General features: G+C 70.8%; 20 protein-coding genes, 1 tRNA gene and 1 pseudogene. 12 read left to right on the top strand and 10 right to left on the bottom strand.

The annotated features are described in order from the left end of the window. The first annotated feature begins 13 nt into the window (after positions 1 to 13). From thiO to GGQ91_RS11385, 4 genes are read left to right on the top strand one after another with little or no spacing between them, the layout of a single operon-like run. Positions 14 to 1237 carry a glycine oxidase ThiO gene (gene thiO / locus GGQ91_RS11400; RefSeq protein ID WP_075379620.1) on the top strand — a complete coding sequence of 408 codons (1224 nt, stop codon included), beginning with the start codon at positions 14 to 16 and terminating at the stop codon, positions 1235 to 1237. After that, positions 1234 to 1446, top strand: coding sequence for a sulfur carrier protein ThiS (gene thiS / locus GGQ91_RS11395; RefSeq protein ID WP_043356047.1), 213 nt, complete (start codon positions 1234 to 1236; stop codon positions 1444 to 1446). Before thiO ends, thiS begins: the two co-directional genes overlap by 4 nt. Before the next feature lie 2 nt (positions 1447 to 1448). Then, a complete protein-coding gene (gene thiG, locus GGQ91_RS11390; protein WP_043356050.1) occupies positions 1449 to 2252 on the top strand; it encodes a thiazole synthase in 804 nt (267 codons plus the stop codon). Then, the gene (locus tag GGQ91_RS11385; RefSeq protein ID WP_043755682.1) at positions 2249 to 2893 is read left to right on the top strand and encodes a thiamine phosphate synthase; all 645 of its coding nucleotides are present in this window, start codon (positions 2249 to 2251) and stop codon (positions 2891 to 2893) included. The genes thiG and GGQ91_RS11385 overlap by 4 nt, the downstream gene beginning before the upstream one ends. Before the next feature lie 152 nt (positions 2894 to 3045). Here the strand turns inward: GGQ91_RS11385 and GGQ91_RS11380 are convergent, their stop codons facing one another. From GGQ91_RS11380 to map, 6 genes are all read right to left on the bottom strand, one after another. Then, positions 3046 to 3798 carry a proteasome-type protease gene (locus tag GGQ91_RS11380; protein ID WP_043356054.1) on the bottom strand — a complete coding sequence of 251 codons (753 nt, stop codon included), beginning with the start codon at positions 3796 to 3798 and terminating at the stop codon, positions 3046 to 3048. 44 nt (positions 3799 to 3842) lie between these two features. Beyond that, the gene (locus tag GGQ91_RS11375; protein ID WP_043755685.1) at positions 3843 to 4670 is read right to left on the bottom strand and encodes a transglutaminase family protein; all 828 of its coding nucleotides are present in this window, start codon (positions 4668 to 4670) and stop codon (positions 3843 to 3845) included. 21 nt (positions 4671 to 4691) lie between these two features. Next, positions 4692 to 5639 carry an alpha-E domain-containing protein gene (locus GGQ91_RS11370; protein ID WP_043383286.1) on the bottom strand — a complete coding sequence of 316 codons (948 nt, stop codon included), beginning with the start codon at positions 5637 to 5639 and terminating at the stop codon, positions 4692 to 4694. 65 nt (positions 5640 to 5704) lie between these two features. Next, positions 5705 to 7138, bottom strand: a complete 1434-nt coding sequence (locus GGQ91_RS11365; RefSeq protein ID WP_182591973.1) for a circularly permuted type 2 ATP-grasp protein — start codon at positions 7136 to 7138, stop codon at positions 5705 to 5707. A gap of 96 nt (positions 7139 to 7234) precedes the next feature. Further along, a complete protein-coding gene (radC, locus tag GGQ91_RS11360) occupies positions 7235 to 7948 on the bottom strand; it encodes a RadC family protein (RefSeq protein ID WP_051045073.1) in 714 nt (237 codons plus the stop codon). A 39-nt stretch (positions 7949 to 7987) separates the two neighbouring features. Continuing rightward, positions 7988 to 8815 carry a type I methionyl aminopeptidase gene (gene map, locus GGQ91_RS11355; RefSeq protein ID WP_043383292.1) on the bottom strand — a complete coding sequence of 276 codons (828 nt, stop codon included), beginning with the start codon at positions 8813 to 8815 and terminating at the stop codon, positions 7988 to 7990. 199 nt (positions 8816 to 9014) lie between these two features. On the opposite strand from map, the gene GGQ91_RS11350 reads away from it, so the two are divergent. From GGQ91_RS11350 to GGQ91_RS11330, 5 genes are all read left to right on the top strand, one after another. Further along, positions 9015 to 9272, top strand: coding sequence for a zinc-finger domain-containing protein (locus GGQ91_RS11350; protein WP_043356067.1), 258 nt, complete (start codon positions 9015 to 9017; stop codon positions 9270 to 9272). A gap of 12 nt (positions 9273 to 9284) precedes the next feature. Then, entirely contained in the window at positions 9285 to 10478 is a 1194-nt protein-coding gene (locus GGQ91_RS11345) for an FAD-dependent monooxygenase (protein ID WP_182591972.1), read from the top strand. A gap of 33 nt (positions 10479 to 10511) precedes the next feature. After that, positions 10512 to 10598: transfer RNA gene (locus GGQ91_RS11340), tRNA-Leu, on the top strand. Positions 10599 to 10704: 106 nt separating this feature from the next. Beyond that, a complete protein-coding gene (locus tag GGQ91_RS11335; RefSeq protein ID WP_170861835.1) occupies positions 10705 to 10869 on the top strand; it encodes a hypothetical protein in 165 nt (54 codons plus the stop codon). Between the two features lie 103 nt (positions 10870 to 10972). Next, positions 10973 to 11221 (top strand): hypothetical protein, encoded by a 249-nt coding sequence (locus GGQ91_RS11330; RefSeq protein ID WP_043755687.1) that lies wholly within the window; start codon positions 10973 to 10975, stop codon positions 11219 to 11221. On the opposite strand, the gene GGQ91_RS11325 is transcribed toward GGQ91_RS11330, so the two are convergent. The 4 genes from GGQ91_RS11325 to GGQ91_RS11310 all read right to left on the bottom strand — a co-directional run bounded on the left by GGQ91_RS11325 (position 11211) and on the right by GGQ91_RS11310 (position 13518). After that, positions 11211 to 11909, bottom strand: a complete 699-nt coding sequence (locus tag GGQ91_RS11325; RefSeq protein ID WP_182591971.1) for a YoaK family protein — start codon at positions 11907 to 11909, stop codon at positions 11211 to 11213. The two genes, GGQ91_RS11330 and GGQ91_RS11325, sit on opposite strands and share 11 nt — an antisense overlap. Positions 11910 to 12020: 111 nt before the next feature. After that, the gene (locus GGQ91_RS11320) at positions 12021 to 12392 is read right to left on the bottom strand and encodes a hypothetical protein (protein WP_043755691.1); all 372 of its coding nucleotides are present in this window, start codon (positions 12390 to 12392) and stop codon (positions 12021 to 12023) included. A gap of 106 nt (positions 12393 to 12498) precedes the next feature. Then, positions 12499 to 12732 (bottom strand): hypothetical protein, encoded by a 234-nt coding sequence (locus GGQ91_RS11315; protein WP_043383304.1) that lies wholly within the window; start codon positions 12730 to 12732, stop codon positions 12499 to 12501. A 150-nt stretch (positions 12733 to 12882) separates the two neighbouring features. Then, complete coding sequence (locus GGQ91_RS11310; RefSeq protein WP_053610001.1) at positions 12883 to 13518, bottom strand: carboxymuconolactone decarboxylase family protein; 636 nt, start codon at positions 13516 to 13518, stop codon at positions 12883 to 12885. 163 nt (positions 13519 to 13681) lie between these two features. Between GGQ91_RS11310 and hrpB the strand changes: the two genes are divergently transcribed. From hrpB to GGQ91_RS11295, 3 genes and pseudogenes are all read left to right on the top strand, one after another. Next, positions 13682 to 16147, top strand: coding sequence for an ATP-dependent helicase HrpB (gene hrpB / locus GGQ91_RS11305; RefSeq protein ID WP_182591970.1), 2466 nt, complete (start codon positions 13682 to 13684; stop codon positions 16145 to 16147). A gap of 47 nt (positions 16148 to 16194) precedes the next feature. Next, positions 16195 to 16616: pseudogene (locus GGQ91_RS11300) on the top strand (PaaI family thioesterase). A gap of 74 nt (positions 16617 to 16690) precedes the next feature. Next, positions 16691 to 17914, top strand: coding sequence for an SMP-30/gluconolactonase/LRE family protein (locus tag GGQ91_RS11295; RefSeq protein ID WP_182591969.1), 1224 nt, complete (start codon positions 16691 to 16693; stop codon positions 17912 to 17914). Positions 17915 to 18046 lie beyond the last annotated feature (132 nt).

Here is an 18046-nt window from a genome sequence, read left to right as displayed (position 1 = left end):
GCAATCCGCGGAGATGCCTGTGCCCTTCGACCGACCTGCCTCACCGATCGGCAGCCGCCGCAATCCCGAGGGCGTCGTCGCGCCCGCCGTCCTGCCGGCGCGGACCGCCGTCGCCGTCATCGGCGGCGGGCTGATCGGTCTGTCGATCGCGTGGCGGCTCGCGCGGGCCGGCCGCACGGTGACCGTGCTGGAGCGGGAGACGATCGGCGCGGGCGCGAGCCTCGCGGCCACCGGCATGCTGGCTCCGGCCGCCGAGCACGAGCCCGGCTCGGACCCGCTTCTGCCGCTCGCCCTGGACTCGCTCCGGCTCTGGCCCGGCTTCCGCGACGCCCTTGAGGCCGAGTCCGGCCGAACCATCGACTATCGGGCGGACGGCACCCTGGTGCTGGCGGTCGGCCGCGACGAGGTCGAACGCCTGCGCTTCCGCTACGACCTGCAGCGCCGCTCGGGACTCGACGCCACCTGGCTGCCGGGCAGCGAGGTGCGGCGCCTGGAGCCCGGCCTGCGCCCCTCCGTCACCGCCGGGATCCACTGCCCGCTGGACCATCAGGTCGATCCCCGTCTGGTCATGGAGGCCCTCACCGAGGCTTGTCGTCGGGCCGGCGTGATCCTGGTGGAGCGGACCGCCGTCACCACCCTCGACTGGTCGGGCGGCCGCGTGACCGGGATCCGCGCCGGCGACCGCGTCGTCGCCGCGGAGACCGTCATCCTGGCTTCCGGCGCCTGGAGCGGGGAGGGCGGTCTGCTCCCCGACGCGCTCGCCCTTCCGGTCCGTCCGCTGAAGGGCCAGTCCCTGGCGCTGCGCACCACCGCCCGCACCGGCACCCTCGCGCGGATGGTCTGGACCGAGCAGGTCCACATGGCGCCGAAGAGCGACGGCCAGCTCATCGTCGGCGCGACCGTGGAGGATTGCGGCTTCCGGCCCGGCGTTACCGCGGGCGGGCTCTACGCGCTGCTGGAGGGCGCCCGCCGGGTGCTGCCCGGTATCGAGGAGATGGAAGTCGAGGCCGTCTGGAGCGGCTACCGCCCGACCTCGGACGACGACGCGCCGATCCTCGACACCATCGCACCGGGCCTCGTCGCCGCCACGGGGCATCACCGCAACGGCTACCTGCTCGCCCCGATCACCGCCGAGGCGATCGCCGCGCTGGTGTTGCACGGCGCGCTGCCCGAGGTCGCCCGTCCCTTCACCCGCCTGCGCTTCGGCCAGCCGGACGCGCTGAGGGCCTCGGCATGAAGCTCGTCGTCAACGGTGAGCCGCGCGACTGCGCGGCCGAGACGGTGGACGCGCTGTTCCGCCTCGAGGCCGCGGAGAGCGGCATCGAGAGCCCGCAGGGCGTCGCCATCGCGCTGAACGGCCGGGTGCTGCGCCGCCGCGACTGGGGGGAAACCCGGATCGCGGAGGGCGACCGCGTCGAGATCGTTCGCGCCATGCAGGGAGGTTGAGCATGGATCAGACCCATACGCCGCTGCGTCCCGAAGGTGGGGATGACAGCCTGACCATCGCCGGCGTGAGCCTATCGTCGCGACTGTTCATCGGCACCGCCGGCTATCCGACGCAGGCGATCATGCGCGACGCCGTCCAGGCGAGCGGCGCCGACGTGGTCACCGCCTCGATCCGCAGGGTCTCGCTGCAGGGCCACGGCTCGGACACGGTCAAGATCCTGAAGGGCAAGCGCTTCCTGCCGAATACCGCCGGCTGCGAGACGGCCCGCGACGCGATCATGACCGCCGAACTCGCCCGTGAGGCGCTCGACACCAACTGGATCAAGGTCGAGGTGATCGGTGACCGGGAGACGCTCTACCCGGACGTGATGGAGCTGATCGAGGCCTGCCGCCATCTCGTCGATGACGGCTTCGTGGTGCTGCCCTACTGCAACGACGACCCGATCGTATGCCAGCGCCTGGAGGATATCGGCTGCGCCGCCGTGATGCCCATGGGCTCACTGATCGGGTCCGGGATGGGCATCGCCAACCCGGCCAATCTCGAACTGATCTGCCGCCGGGCGAAGGTGCCGGTCGTGGTCGATGCCGGGATCGGCACCGCCTCGGATGCGGTGATCGCCATGGAACTCGGCGCCGCCGCCTGCCTGATCAACACCGCGGTGGCCAAGGCCGACGATCCCGTGCGCATGGCCCGCGCCATGGGCCGGGCGGTGGAGGCCGGACGCGACGCGTATTGCGCCGGGCGCATTCCCCGCCGCGGCCGGGCCGAGCCATCGAGCCCGCAGCTCGGCCTCGTCGGCTCGTGAGGGCGCTGCCGTCGCCGCTGCTCGCGGTGACGGACCGGCACGGGCATCCACGGCCGCTCGCCGAGACGGTGCAGGCGATCCTCGATGGCGGCGGGCGCTGGATCTGGTTCCGGGACCGCGATCTGGAGACGGACGCCCGTCGGCGCCTCGGCGAGGCCGTGGCAGAACGCGTGCGGGCCGCGAAGGGCGTCCTGACGGTCGGCGGTGACGTCGCGTTGGCGCGCGCCCTCGGGGCCGACGGCGTCCATCTCGGCGGCGGCTCGGGACCGGAGGCCATCGCGGCGGCGCGGGCGGCGCTGGGAGAGCGGGCGCTGATCGGCGTGTCGGCCCATGCGGCGCACGAGGTTGCCCAGGCGGCGTCGGCCGGTGCCGATTACGCCACCCTCAGCCCGATCTATGCGACCGCCAGCAAGCCGGGCTACGGCCCGGCGCTCGGCCTTGCGGGCCTCGCGGCGGCCTGCGATCGCGAGCTTCCGATCGTGGCGCTCGGCGGTCTCGACGCGGACCGAATTGACGGATGCCGGGCCGCCGGGGCGGCGGCGGTCGCCATCATGGGTGGGCTGATGCGAGCGCGCGAGCCGGCCGAGGCCGCGCAGGCCGTCCTGAAGGCCTGGAGCTCGGCCGATCGCGCCCCCGCGTGAGGGGCGCAACCTGGTCGGCGCACGGGCCTCGCGACCGGCACGGACCCGGGGCCCTTTGCTCCGCTCGGAACGACGGGCGGGGCGATATCAGCCGCGAGTCCGCGCGGACACGGCGCCGGATTGGATCCTCGCGCAAGCCCTACGCGCAAGCCCTATTTGTCCGCCGGCCCGTAAGGCGGCCGCGGGATGGCCCGATGCGCGGCCCGGAGCGCCGCCGACCAGCGCTCGCGCAGGTCGTGGAAGTAGCCCTCACCAGCCTCGATCCGGTGATTCACTTCCAGCGTCAGCGCGTTCCGGCGAACCAGGGCGATGTCGATCGGCAGCCCCACGCCGAGATTCGACCGCATGGTCGAATCCATCGAGACGAGGCTGACCTTGAGGGCGTCGTACAGCTCGGTCGTGTATCTCACCGCCCGGTCGAGGATCGGCTTGCCGTACTTGTGCTCGCCGATCTGAAGGAAGGGCGCATCGGTGCTGCACTCGATGAAATTGCCGGCCGAATAGATCAGGTACAGGCGCATCTCGCCATTCCCGATCTGGCCGCCGAACAGCAGCGAGATCGAGAACCGGATGTTGGCCGCCTCGAACCCGTCCTTCTCGATCGCCCGCACCCGTCGGATGGCCCGGCCGATCAGCTGCGCGGCCTGGAACATGGTCGGCGCTTCGACGAGCTTCTGCGGCGGCTCGTCGTCCTCCTCGCCGGGCACGCCCTCCTGGAGCATGCTGAGGACAGACTGGGTGATCGAGAGGTTACCGGCCGAGGCGAGCATCATCACCCGCTCGCCCGGCACGTTGAAATGGTGCAGCTTTCGGTAGGTCGAGATATCGTCGAGCCCCGCATTGGTACGGGTGTCGGCGACCATCACCAGCCCTTCCTCGACCAGGACACCGACGCAGTAGGTCATTGTCTTCGGATTCTCCTACGGCCGGCGGACCGGTGTCTGAACGATCAGGATTGGGCGGCGGTCCTGCCTTGCTCGACCCGGAGCTTCACGTCCAGTGTTTCGGTGCCACCCCCCGTGCGGCTGCCGCGGATCGGGGCTGCGCCGAGATAGTCCAGGCCCGTTGCGACGCGGATGTAATTGTCCGAGGGGCTGACGTCGTAGCACGGATCGAACGCCACCCAGCCGAGATCCGGCACCAGGGCCTCGACCCAGCCATGGGGCGCCTCGACATCCGCCTGCCCGTCGTCCCGGGCCCGGTAACCGGCCACGTAGCGGGCCGGGATGCCGATGTGGCGGGCGGCGGCGAGGAAGACGTGGGCGAGATCCTGGCAGACGCCGCTCCCGGCCGCGAAGGCCTTGGCGGCTGGAACCGCGCTGGAGGCGGGGCCGGGCTCGTAGGTCACCGCGCCGCGGACGGCGCCCATCAGCCTGTGCAGGAGAGCCAGAACCGCACCGTCGCCCTCCGCGGCGACGCGTTCCGCGAAGGCGTGCAGCTCGGGGCTCGCCGCGCACAGATCCGTGTCGCGCAGGAAGAACTGATCCGGCAGGCGCTCCACAGTGCCGCGCACGACACCGTTCGTGTCATCGGTATCGACCTCGCCGGTCACGCGGATGGTGAGGGCGTCGGCCGGCTCGTCCGGGGTGAACCAATGGACGACATTGCCGAACCCGTCCTCGCGGGCGGTGAGCCGCCCGTCGATGGTGGTGTCGATCCGCCACGTGCGGACGTATTGGCCGTCATGATCCCGGGGCGTCAGCCTCAGGACCTGCACGAGCCCGCGGGCCGGTTGCTCGTAGGTGTAGAAGGTCTCGTGAACCACGCGGATGCGCATGCGCTGTCCTGTCCGTCTCGTTCAGCCGACCAGATACTGCTTGGCGATCGCCTCGCCCACCCTGTTGTTCTCGGCAATGAACACTTCGACGAATTCGTGCAGCCCTGAGGCGAAGACTCGGTTGATATCCTCGCCTTCCAGTTTCGCCAGCATGTTGCCGGCGAGCCGCTGGCTCGGGCCCCGGCGCCCGTAGGCGTCGGCGATGAGATCCAGATACTCGACGATCACGCCGTAGCAGTTGGCGAAGGAGCGCGGCATCTGCTTGTTGAGCATCAGCAGGTCGGCCACCAGCAGCGGCTTGACGCTCTCGCGATACACCCAGTGATAGGCATTGAACGCCGAGACTTCGCGCAGGATCGTGGTCCACTGGAAGTAGTCGAGGCTGCCGCCCACCGTCTCGTCGTGCGGCAGCAGGATCTGGTACTTCACGTCGAGGATGCGGGCGGTGTTGTCGGCCCGCTCGATCGCCGTGCCGAGCCGTGTGAACCAGAAGGCGTCGTTGCGCAGCATCGTCCGGAAGGCCGAGCCATCGAAGGTCAGCGAGACGGTCTTCACCCAGTCGAGGAAGCGGCCGAACTCGTCGCGGTTGAGGTCCTTGCCGGCGTAGTTGCGCAACTCCAGCCACGCGCCGTTGATCGCGTCCCACATCTCGGTGGTGAGCGCCGTGCGCACCGAGCGGGCATTCTCGCGGGCCGCCTCGATGCAAGAGCGGATCGAGGACGGGTTGTGCGGGCTGAAGGCCAGAAAATCGCAGACCGTGTCGGCGTTCACCGCACTGTAGTGCGTCTTGAACGCGTCCGGGTCGCCGGCAGAGGCGAGGGCGGATTCCCACTCGTTGCTCCCGCCGCCGCCGTAGCTCGTCGGCAGCGAGGCGAAACGGTGGGCCGCATCGAGGATACGGGCGACGAAGTCGGCCCGCTCCACGTAGCGCGAGAGCCAGAAGAGATTGTCGGCAGTCCTGGAAAGCATCGGTCTTCAGCCAAGTCGTGCGGACCACGGTGTCCGCGCCTCGGAACGTCCGGACGTCGCGGACCTTAGGCGTCGAGCACCCAGGTGTCCTTCGTGCCACCGCCCTGGCTGGAATTGACCACCAGGGACCCTTCCTTCAGCGCCACCCGGGTCAGACCGCCCGGCACGATCCGGATCTTGTCCGCCCCGCACAGCACGAAGGGCCTCAGGTCGACGTGACGGGGCGCAACGCCGGAGGCCACGAAGGTCGGGCAGGTGGAGAGCGAGAGAGTCGGCTGGGCGATGAACCCGTCGGGCGCGTGCTTGAGCTTTCGGGCGAAGTCGTCCAGCTCGCGCTTGCTGGCGTGCGGGCCGACCAGCATGCCGTAGCCGCCCGAACCGTTGACTTCCTTGACCACCAACTCGGAGAGGTTGTCCATCACGTACGCGAAAGCGTCCTTCTCGCGGCAGCGATAGGTCGGCACGTTGTGCAGGATCGGCTCCTCGCCGGTGAAGAATTTCACGATCTCCGGCATGTAGCTGTAGACGGCCTTGTCGTCCGAGATGCCGGTGCCGACCGCGTTCGCCAAGGTGACGGAGCCGCGCTCGTAGGCGTTCATCAGGCCGGGCACGCCGAGCACCGAATCGGGCCGGAAGACCAGCGGGTCGAGGAAATCGTCGTCGAGGCGGCGGTAGATCACATCGACCTTTCGCGGCCCCTCGGTGGTGCGCATGTAGACCACGTCGTCCTTGGTGAAGAGGTCGGATGCCTCCACCAGCTCGACGCCGAGCTTGTCGGCCAGGAACGAGTGTTCGTAGAACGCAGAATTGTAGCGGCCTGGCGTCAGCAGCACGACCGTGGGGTCCCGGGTCGTCGAGCCCGGCGCGAGGCTGCGCAGGGTTGCGAGCAGGGAGTCCGGGTAGTTCTCCACCGGCGCGACCCGGTGCTTGGAGAACAGGTCCGGGAACAGGCGCAGCATCACCTCCCGGTTCTCCAGCATGTAGGAGACGCCCGACGGGATCCGGGCATTGTCCTCCAGGACGAAGAAGTCGTTCTCGCTGGTCCGCACGATGTCGATGCCGGCGATGTGGACGTAGAGGTCGTGGGGGACCCGGAAGGACCGCATCTCCATGCGGTAATGGGCGTTCCGGTAGACGAGATCGGCCGGGATGATGCCGGCCTTGATGCACTCCTGGGCGCCGTAGATATCCTTCAGGAACAGGTTGATGGCGGTGACCCGCTGCTTCAGCCCACGCTCCAGGAAGGCCCATTCCGGCTTGGTGATCACCCGGGGAATGATATCGAACGGGATCAGGCGCTCGGTCGACTCGTTGTCGCCGTAGACCGCGAAGGTGATGCCGATCCGTCGGAAGAGCAGCTCGGCCTGGCTGCGACGGGTGTTGAAATGCTCGGGTGGCGTGGATTCCAGCCAGGCCTTGAGCTGGCCATAGGCGTCACGGACGGCAGCCGGATCGGACGCGCCGATCCCGTTCATCTCGTCGAAGGCCGTCACCGCCATCTCACTCCTCCCGTACGCTCCCGCTTCTGAGGCAAGAGGCGCGCCATTCATTCATGGCTATATCCGCAGGCGATAACGCTCAAGGCGGCCGGAGGATCAGATGAGCTTCAGGCCTTTCAGGCTAGCGTGACCGTTGCGGCCGAGGATCACGTGATCGTGCACCACGATCTTCAGCGGCGCCAGGACGGTCACGATCTCGCGGGTCATCGCCACGTCGGCGGCGGACGGGGCCGGATCGCCGGACGGATGATTGTGGGCCAGGATGATCGCGGTCGCCGACAGTTCCAGCGCCCGGCGGGCGACTTCGCGGGGATAGACCGGCGTGTGGTCGACGGTGCCGCGCCCCTGCACCTCGTCCGCGATGAGGTGGTTGCGCTTGTCGAGGAACAGGATGCGGAATTCCTCGCGCGGCGCGAACGCCATGGTGGCGCGCAGGTACTCATGCAGCGCGCTCCAGGATGCCAGAAGCGCGCGCTCGCGGATCGCACCGCGGGCAAGCCGCCGGCCCGCTGCCTCGATCACCTTGAGGTCCGAGGCGACCCCGGCGCTCACCCCTTCCACCTCCAGGAGCCGCGCCGGCTCGGCGCTGACCACCTCGGCGAAGCTGCCGAACCGGGCGACCAGCGCCTTGGCGAGCGGCTTCACGTCGCGCCGCGGGATCGCCCGGAACAGGACGAGTTCCAGCAATTCGTAATCGGGGAGCGCATCGCCGCCGACCGTCGCGAACTTCTCCCGCAGGCGGTCCCGGTGGCCGTGGTAGTGCGGCGGCTCCTTCTCCACGGACGACGGGACGGCACTGTCAGCGAACAGCCCCGCCTCACCCTCGTCCGGCCCCGGCGCCACGGCCGGTCAGGCCGCCGGGTTGACGGGCTGGTGCAGCCCCTTCGGCGAGATCGTAAAGATCTCGACGCCGGTCTCGGTGACGCCGACGGTGTGCTCGAACTGGGCGGAGAGCGAACGGTCGCGGGTCACGGCGGTCCAGCCGTCGCCCAGCACCTTCACGGCGGGGCGCCCGAGATTGATCATCGGCTCGATCGTGAAGAACTGGCCGGGCTTGAACGGCACGTCGTAGCTCGCCTCGACGTAGTGCAGGATCGTGGGCGCGTCGTGATAGGTGCGTCCGAGCCCGTGTCCGCAGAAGTCGCGCACCACCGAGCAGCGCTCGCTCTCGGCAAAGGATTGGATCGCCCGGCCGATGTCGTTGGTCGAGCCGCCGGGCTTCACCGCCGCGACGCCGCGCATCAGCGCCTCGTAGGTGATCTCGCACAGGCGCTGGGCCTTGCGCGGCACCTCGCCGACATAGGCCATGCGGCTCGAATCACCGTGCCAGCCGTCGAGGATCAGGCAGATGTCGAGGTTGACGATATCGCCCTCGCGCAGGGGCTTGTCGTTGGGGATTCCGTGGCAGACCACGTGGTTGATCGAGGTGCAGATCGACTTCGGATAGCCGCGATAGAGCAGCGAGGCCGGATAGGCGCCGTGATCCATGGCGAAGGTGTAGGCGAGCTTGTCGAGTTCCTCGGTGGTGACGCCGGGCTGCGTCGCCTCCATGAGCAGGTCGAGGGCCTCGGCGGTGAGGCGCCCGGCCCGGCGCATGCCCTCGAAGCCCTCGGGACCGTGAATCGGCGGTTCCGGGGCGCGGCGCGCACCCTGCGCACTGGCCTGTTCCTGCTGCATGGTCGGGACTTTTTCGCGGCGTCGTCAATCGGGCGTCGCTCTATGTACGGTGCGGCGCGCTGGAGGCCAAGCCGCGTCCGATGCAGGAGGAGCGAGGCTTGCGCCGGCTGCGGGGCTGGCGGCATAAGCGGCCGCGAGGCGCCCGGGCGCGCGCGGGCAGATTCGCCGCGCGATCGGTCACGGGGCAGGCGAGGGCCGGATGGCAGGCAAGGCGGTACCGCACTTCCACAACGAGCCGGGCGTGCCGGTGATCACCGTGGGCGTGAAGGAGTTCATGTGCATCGGCGCGCTGCCGCCGTTCGACCACCCGCACGTGTTCCTCGACATGGGCGCCGACAACGAGATCATCTGCCAGTACTGCTCGACGCTCTATCGCTACCGGGCCGGCCTGAAGGCCGACGAGGCGGAGCCGCAGGCCTGCGTGTGGCGGGACGACGCCAAGCTCGCGGCGGAGTAGGCGCCGCCCCCCGTGCCCTCTGACAGGCCATCTCTGCGGATCGGGATCGTCGGTGCCGGGATCGGCGGGCTGACGGCGGCTTTGGCGCTGTCGGATGCCGGCCATGCCGTGACGGTAATCGAGCGCCGGACCGGCTTCAGCGAGGTCGGGGCCGGGATTCAGATCTCGCCCAATGCAAGCCGGGTTCTGGCCGGCCTCGGTCTCTCGGCCGCCCTGCGCCGGGCGGCGAGCGAGCCGCCGTCGGTGGAGATCCGGGCCCTCGACAGCGGCCGCCGCATCGGCAGCGTGGCGCTCGGCGCGCAGGCGCAGGCGCGCTTCGGCGCGCCCTACTACGTCATCCACCGCGCAGACCTGCAGACCCTGCTCCTCGACGCGCTGCGCAGTCGTTCGGCGATCCGACTGATGATGGGCCGCACCGTGACGGCCGTCGCCCAGACACCGTCCGAGGCCGCCCTCACCGTCGAGGGCGCGAGCGGTGCCCAGGATGTCGCCTTCGACCTCGCGATCGGTGCGGACGGGATTCGGTCGCGCCTGCGCGCCCATCTCGATACGGCGCCGCTTCGCCCGGGCCAGGCCGCAGCGTGGCGGGCGCTGATCCCCATGGAGGCGGTACCGGAGGAGTTGCGCGGCGCCGCGACCGGTCTCTGGCTCGGCCGCGGCCGGCACGTGGTGCATTACCCGGTGCGGGACGGCCAGTTCCTCAACGTCGTGGCGGTCGTTCCCGAGGCGGTGAGCGACGAGGGCTGGGGCCGCCTCGGGGAGCCGGCCGTCCTGCGCGGGCATCTGCGCGGCTGTGCCGGGCCGCTGCGCGACCTTCTGAGCCTTCCGGATTCCTGGCTGGTCTGGTCGCTCGCCGACCGGGCCGTGGCGCGTCCGCTCGCGCGCGACCGGGTCGCGCTGATCGGCGACGCGGCCCATCCGGTCCTGCCCTACCTCGCGCAGGGGGCGGCCCTGGCGATCGAGGATTCCGCAGTCCTGACCCGTGCCCTCGCGGACCATACGGATGTGCCGGCGGCGCTCGCCGCGTTCTCGGGCGCGCGGACCGCCCGGGTGCGACGCGTCCAGAAGGCGGCACGGAGCAACGGCCGCACCTATCATGCCGGCGGCGTGGTGGCGCTCGTGCGCAACGCCGTGATCGCCCGGCTCGGCCCGGACGGCATGCGCGACCGCTACGCCTGGCTCTACGGCTGGACGCCCCCCGCTTGATCGGGCCCGCCGCCCCCGCTACCGAGAGCGCATGCGGACGTGGCGGAACCGGTAGACGCACGAGACTTAAAATCTTGCGGCCGCAAGGCCGTGCGGGTTCGAGTCCCGCCGTCCGCACCACCCCGCCATCGCGACGCGCCCGTCCGTGCGGTCGCAACCGGTTCGCAGCCCCGTGAAACCCAGCCCGCGCACCGCCCGTCGGACCGGGGCGCCGGAGGAGAATGGCGTGGTCTACGTGCTCATCATCATGCTGGCCGGCTCGGGCTCCGCGATCGGATCGGTCGAGTTCAATAGCAAGCAGGCCTGCGAGGCCGCCGCGAAGCAGATCGCCGAAGCGGAGCGGCCCTATGGCGGGGCCTCCCCGGTCACCGTGTGTGCGCCGCGGGGTTGAGACGGCTGCGGCGCGGGTCGGCCGGGATCGGTCGCATTTGAGCGATCACCGAAACCGGCTCTTGTCGTCTCCCTGCCAGGATCGCCCGCGGGGAGATTCCGACATGATCGACGCCCTTCAGACCGCCACGACCGGCATGACCCGGGCCACCGACCGGCTCGGGAAGGCGGCCGAGACCATCGCGGCGAGCGGTGCCCCGGTCGGCGACACGGCTCTGCCGCCCGCCGCCCAGGTGGATCTCACGAGTGCCGCCGCGGATCTGGTCGGGTCCAAATCGGCCTTCGCGCTCAATGCCGCGGTCGCGCGCACCGCCGACCGCATGATGGGCCAGCTTCTCGATATCAGCGCCTGAGGGCGGGCAGGGCGAGGCAGGCCAGGACCGCGGCCGCCGCGAACAGCAGCGCCACGCCGACGAGCCGATACGCGACCACACCCACCAAGCCGCCGCCCAGGAAGGCGCCGACGGTCAACAGATACAGCCGCAGCCGCACCGGATCATGCGGTTTCAGCCGATCGGACGCGGATGCATCGCGGTCCAGCCAACGCGCGAGCTCGATCCCGATATCGGTGATCATGCCGGTCACGTGCGTGGTCCGCACCCGCGCCTCGGAGATCTTGGTCACCGCCGCATTCTGCAGGCCCAGGATGAAGCTCAGGCCGAGGACAAGGGTGTGGCTCCGGACCGGCTCGGCAAGCGGCAGGACGAGCAGGCCCACGGCGACGAGGAGGAGCGCCTCCGCGCAGACGCTGTAGGCATATGCGCCGGGACCGGCCTTCCGGCGGCGGCGCCGGATCATCAAGGTCGAGGTCGTTGCCCCGAGCACGAACAGGACCACGAGCAGGCAGGCCTGCGCGGCGAGGACGAGATCGCCCGTGCCTGTGCGGTCGGAGATCGCCGAGACGTTCCCGGTCATGTTCGAGGCGTAGAGGCCGACGGCGTAGAACCCGGCGGTGTTCAGCGCGCCGGCCACCCCCGCGAGCGACAGGGCGAGCGCCCTGTCGGCCGCCGGGCTGCGCGTCTCGCCTTCGTGGATCAGCATGGAAGCGTCGGTTGAGTGTCGGAGGCCGAATCGGCCCGATGCCGCCGCCGTCTTAAGCCACGCGCCCGGGCGCCGTCACGGCACCCGGAGCGCCCCTGGGCTCACTAAAACTCACCAGCCGCGATAACCGTAGCCGCCATCCCAGTCACCGTGCCAGTGGCGGGCGGGGCCGTAGCCGACAGGAACCCGCTCGTACGTCACGGTCCGGCGTGTAGCGTAGACCGGCGCATCCTCCTCGTAGACGCGGTAGACCGGGGCCGGCCGTACCGCCACCGGGGCGGGGGCGTAGCCGTAATCGGCATAGCCATAGCCGTAACCGGGCGCCGCATGGGCCTGGGTTGCGGCGCCGATCAGCGCGCCGGCCGCGAGGCCGCCGATGATGCCCGCCGCGATGGCACCGCCGCCGCGGGCTTCGGCGGTCGTGGAGGCCAGGGAGCCCGCGCCGATCAGCGCGGCGGCCGAGAGCAGAGCGATGCGTGTCATGACCTGTCTCCAGAAAACCGGGGACCACCTGCGGCGTCCCGGATCACGAGAGAGACAGTGCCAAACCCGCGCTGCACCGAAGCTGAAGCCGCCCTGCAGCAACTGTTCAGCTTGTCGGCGCGCCCTCCGGATCGGGGGCGGTCCGGATGTACCCGCGGGAGATCAGGCGGCTGCGCTCACGGGTGCGCCGCTCGGCCTCCATCAGGTCGGACAGAGCGTCGGCGATCGCGCAACGCAGGGCGATGCCGGCATCGCCGCCGGCAAAGCCGAGATACGCAGTGCTGATCGCCTCGACGGGGCACACGTGATCATCGCGCTGGGCCAGGACCTGGGTCAGCATCGGGTTCTCCTTCGTTGCGTCCGGGAACGAAAAGAGAACAAGCCATAAGGGTTAACGTTCCGTCAACGTCGCCCCGGCCGTTCGCGCAACGCCCTCCGAACCCTGTGGAAAACACCAATTTCCCAGCTGACGGGCTGTGGATAAGCCGGCTCACTCGGGCAGGCGCGGCAGGGGCTTGCCGTCCGCGGGAATCGCATAGCGCGCCGCGTTCAGCTCCATGGCCAGGAACGTGTAGTAGCCCGAGATCGCCGCCAGATCGACGACACCGGGCTTGCCGAACCGGGCCTCGGCCCGCGCGAAGGTCGCGTCGGAGACGCGCTTGGTGTCCTGCAGTTCCGCGGTGAAGTCGTAGACGATGGTCTCGTCGTCGCTCATCTTCGCAGGCCGGCGGCCGTCGCGGATCGCCGCGATGATCTCGGGGGCAATACCGGCCTTCTCGGCGATCGGCGCGTGGACGTACCATTCGTAATCCTGCGTCCAGCGGCGGGCGGTCATCAGGATCACCAGTTCCGAGAGCGTGGTGCCGATCTTCGGCTTGAAGCGCAGGTAGTCGCCCATCGACCGGGCCAGCGTCATCACCTCCGGGGAATACATGAGCGGCTCGAACGGCCCGAAGGGCGGCTTGCCCCGGGCCTGCGCGAAGGCCTCGGCAGCCTGCTTCTGCTCGGGGCTGTAGTCCTTCGGCGGGATGGTCGGCAGCCGGTCCTGCGCCTGCGCGGCGGCCGTCGCCAGCGGCAGGGCCAGGGAGAAGGCGGCGAGCGTCAGCGCGCGGCGGAAGGGGTTCATCGGTTCTCTCATTCTGGGTGTTGTGCCGTCAGGCCGCACGATCGCGGCAGCGCCGTCCATATGCCAGGGTCCGCACGGCGAAGACCGTGTCGAAACCCGCGCGGCGTCACGGACCGGCCAAGCCGGTTGCGCTCGACGCCGCGCCGCGCCATCAGCGGCCGCGATGGCCGGCTCCGCATCCATGCTGCCGATCGAGGCGGCGCTCCCCGATCTGCGTCGCGCGCTCGCCGCGCGGAATGCCGCCGTCCTGGTAGCCCCTCCCGGAGCCGGCAAGACAACCCGCGTGCCCCTGGACCTGCTGGGGGCGCCCTGGCTCGACGGGCGCAGGATCATCCTGCTCGAGCCGCGCCGCCTCGCCGCCCGGGCAGCGGCCGCCCGCATGGCGCAGACGCTCGGCGAGCCGGTCGGCGGGACCGTCGGCCTTCGGGTCCGCCTCGGCTCGAAGATCTCGGCGCGGACGCGGATCGAGGTCGTCACCGAGGGCGTCTTCACCCGCATGATCCTGGACGATCCGGAACTCTGCGGGATCGGCGCGGTCCTGTTCGACGAGTTCCACGAGCGCTCCCTGGACGCCGACCTGGGCCTCGCGTTGGCGCTCGACGCGCAGGGCGGGCTTCGGGAGGATCTGCGGATCCTCGTCATGTCGGCGACCCTCGACGGCGCCCGGGTCGCGCGGCTGCTGGACGACGCGCCCGTGGTCGCCTCCGAGGGCCGCGCCTTTCCGGTGGAGACCCGATACGCGGAGCGCGATCCGAATCGGCGGATCGAGGATTCGATCGCCGAGGTGACGCTGAGGGCCCTGCGGGCGGATCCCGGTTCGATCCTGGTGTTCCTGCCCGGACAGGCGGAGATCCGCCGGACCGTCGACCTGCTGGCCGAGAAGGTCGGACCGGACGTGCAGCTCGCGCCCCTCTACGGGGCGCTGACACCCGCCGAGCAGGACCGCGCCGTCGCCCCGGCGGCCGCCGGAACCCGGAAGGTCGTTCTCGCGACCAGTATCGCCGAGACCTCGCTGACCATTGAGGGCGTCCGGATCGTGGTCGATTCGGGACTGGCTCGGGTTCCGGTCTACGAGCCGGGTCTGGGCCTGACCCGTCTTGTCACGGCCCGTGCCTCCCGCGCCTCGGTGGACCAACGCCGCGGCCGCGCCGGCCGCACCGAGCCGGGCCTGTGCTGGCGCCTATGGTCCGAGGCCGGCACCAACGCCCTCGAACCGTTCACGCGGCCGGAGATCCTGTCCGCCGACCTCGCCGGGCTGCTCCTCGACTGCGCCGCCTGGGGCGTGACCGATCCGGGCACGCTCGCCTTCCTCGACCCGCCCCCCGCGCCGGCCCTGACGGAGGCCAGCGCCCTGCTGACCGAACTGGGGGCGCTCGATGCCGACGGGCGCCTGACGCCGGTCGGCGCGCGCCTGCGAGCCCTGCCGCTGCCGCCGCGGCTCGCCCGTATGGTGACGGTCGCGGCCGGAAACGGCCACGCACGGGCCGCCGCCGACCTCGCCGCCGTGCTGGTGGAGCGCGGCCTCGGGGGGGACAGCCTCGACCTCGACGAGCGGGTCGAGCGGTTCCGCCGCGACCGCGGCGGACGCGCCGCCGACATGCGCCGGCTCGCCGACGGCTGGGTCCGGATCGCCGGGGCAGGCAATTCCGCGCTCCCGGATGCCGGCCCGGTCGCCGCCGGCCCGCTCCTGGCGCTCGCCTATCCCGACCGGGTGGCCCGGGCGCGCGGCCGCGACGGCGAGTTCGTGATGGCGAGCGGACGGGCCGGTCGCCTCGACCCGGCGAGCCCGCTCGCCCGCGAAACCCATCTGGTGATCGCCGATCTGGCGGGATCGGCCGCGAGCGCCCGGATCCTGGCTGCGGCGGCGATCGGGGCCGAGGCGATCGAGCGCCTCTTCGCCGACCGGATCGAGTCGCGCACCGAGATTGCCTTCGACCCGCAGGCCGCCGCCCTGCGGGCGCGGGCGGTCCGGCGACTCGGCGCGGTCAGTCTCGGGTCACGGCCGCTGCCGGTGCCGTCCGATCCGGAGAGCGCCGAGATCCTGGCGCGGGGCATCGCCGATCTCGGGATCGAGCGACTGCCGTGGACGCCGGCCCTGGCGCAATGGCGCGCCCGGGTGATTTTCCTCCACGCCGCCGAGGGCGACACCTGGCCGGACCTGTCGGACGCGGTGCTGGCCGGAACCGCGGAGACGTGGCTGGCGCCGTCCCTCGTGGGGCGCGCCACCCTCGCGTCGGTCACCGCGGACGATCTCGCCGGCGCCCTCCAGAGCCTGGTGCCCTGGGCGCTGCGCGCCCGGCTGGACGCGGAGGCGCCGACCCACGTGGAGGTCCCGACCGGCTCGCGCATCCCGGTGGATTACACGGCCGAGGAACCGGCCCTGGCCGTCCGGGTCCAGGAGCTCTTCGGCCTCGACCGGCATCCCCGCGCCGGTGGACGCCCGCTCGTCCTGCACCTGCTGTCGCCGGCCCAGCGGCCGATCCAGATCACCCGCGATCTGCCCGGGTTCTGGCGCGGATCCTGGGCGGCGGTGCGGTCCGAGATGCGCGGCCGCTATCCGCGCCATCCCTGGCCGGAGGATCCGCTCAGCGAGGCGCCGACGCGCCGGGCCAAGCCGCGCGGAACCTGACGGCCGCAACGCCCTTCCTCCGCATCGACACCAACGGATCGGACGCGATGACCACGGACACGACCGCTTTCGACCCCGCAGCCGCCGGCTGGGCGCTGGTGGAGGACAAGGGCTTCATCGCCCATGTCCGTCTCATGTCCGCGGCACCGACGGCGCCTACGCGTTTCGGGCCGAGCAGAAGCACGCCAACCTGATCGGCGTGGTCCATGGCGGCATGCTCATGAGCTTCGCCGACCGCGCGCTGGGCGAGACCGCGATGCAGGCCGCGGGCGGCGCCAATTGCGTGACGATCCAGCTGGAGATGAAGTTCATCGATGTCGGCCGCCTCGGCGACTGGATCGAGATCCGGCCGCAGGTGGTCAAGCGCACCGGCTCCCTCGTGTTCATGCGTGGCGACGTCCGCGACGACACGCGCCTCCTGGCCTCGGCGGACGGCGTGTGGAAGATCCTGCGCCGCCGCCCGGATTGACCATCTCAGGACATCTGTCCTAGCTTGCCGCCGCGCGTCGCGGCGTTCCGACCGGGTGCGCAATGGAGGATCGCATGCGATCGTCGCAGACCGATACATCCGGCGTCGAGGCGAAGCGCGGTCCGGCTCGACCCTCTCGACGCGCGATCCTCGCGGGGTTGGCGGCCTTCGCCGCAACGCCCGACGGAGCGGAGGCGCAACCTGAGCCGCCCAGCACGGTGACCAATCCGCCGCGCGACTTCCGGCCCGGCGCGGCCCCCACCACCTACTTCACCGATCCGGACGTCGTCGCGGTCGACCCGGCCTTCGAACCCTACATCGTGCCGAACAGCGCCATCCGCCGGCTCTGGACCGGCGCCCTCTGGGCGGAGGGGCCGGCCTGGAACGCCGTCGGCCGCTACCTCGTCTGGAGCGATATCCCCAACAACCGGCAGATGCGCTGGCTGGAGGAAGACGGGCACGTCTCCGTCTTCCGGATGCCAAGCAACAACGCGAACGGCAACAGCTTCGATCATCAGGGGCGGCAGATCAGCTGCGAGCACGCCACCGGTCGGGTCGTGCGCTACGAACTCGACGGGGCGGCGACGATCCTGGCCGATGCGTTCGACGGCAAGCCGCTCAACTCGCCCAACGATGTGGTCCAGCATCCGGACGGCGCCTACTGGTTCACCGATCCGCCCTACGGCGCGCTGCTCTACGAGGGACTGCCGGACGCGGCGGGCGGCCCGAGCAATCCGCAGGGCCATCTCGACCCGCGGCTCGGCCAGCCGGCCGGGACAGCGCCCCGGCGGCGAGTGCTGCCCAACGCGGTCTACCGCATCGACCCGTCGGGGCGGATCGACCGGGTGATCACCGACGATGAGGTGCCCGATCCGAACGGCTTGTGCTTCTCGCCCGATCACCGGACGCTCTACGTCTGCTCCACGGGGAAGGGGCCGGGGGATACGGGGCCTGGCGGCAAGGGCGAGATCTACGCCTTCGATGTCGGAGGCAGGGCCGCACTCTCGAACAAGCGCCTGTTCTCGGATTGCATCGTGGACGGCGTGAAATGCGGCCCCGACGGCCTGCGTGCCGATGTCGACGGCAATCTCTGGGTCTCGAGCAATGCCGGCCGGGCCGTGGGCTACAACGGCGTCACCGTCTGGTCGCCGAAGGGCAAGCTCATCGGACGGATCCGCCTGCCGGAGGTGTGCGGGAACCTCACCTTCGGCGGCCCGAAGCGCAACCGCCTGTTCATGGCGGCCAGCCAGTCGCTCTACGCGCTGACGGTGAACACGCAGGGTGCAGGGCCGGCCTGAGGATTCGGTCGCGCCCCGCAGCGCTCCTCCGCGGCAGCGACCCACCGCCCACGCCCTCTCGCTGGGGTGCCCGCGGCAGTGGGCCTCGAACGAACAGCCCGCGTGTGATCCCAGAAGCCCTCCGTCGAGGCA

Origin of the sequence: Methylobacterium fujisawaense, assembly GCF_014138435.1 — a bacterium.
Classification (GTDB): Bacteria; Pseudomonadota; Alphaproteobacteria; order Rhizobiales; family Beijerinckiaceae; genus Methylobacterium; species Methylobacterium fujisawaense.
The sequence above is the reverse complement of the archived record's forward strand: the minus strand, read 5'-3'. Positions and strand labels throughout refer to the sequence as shown.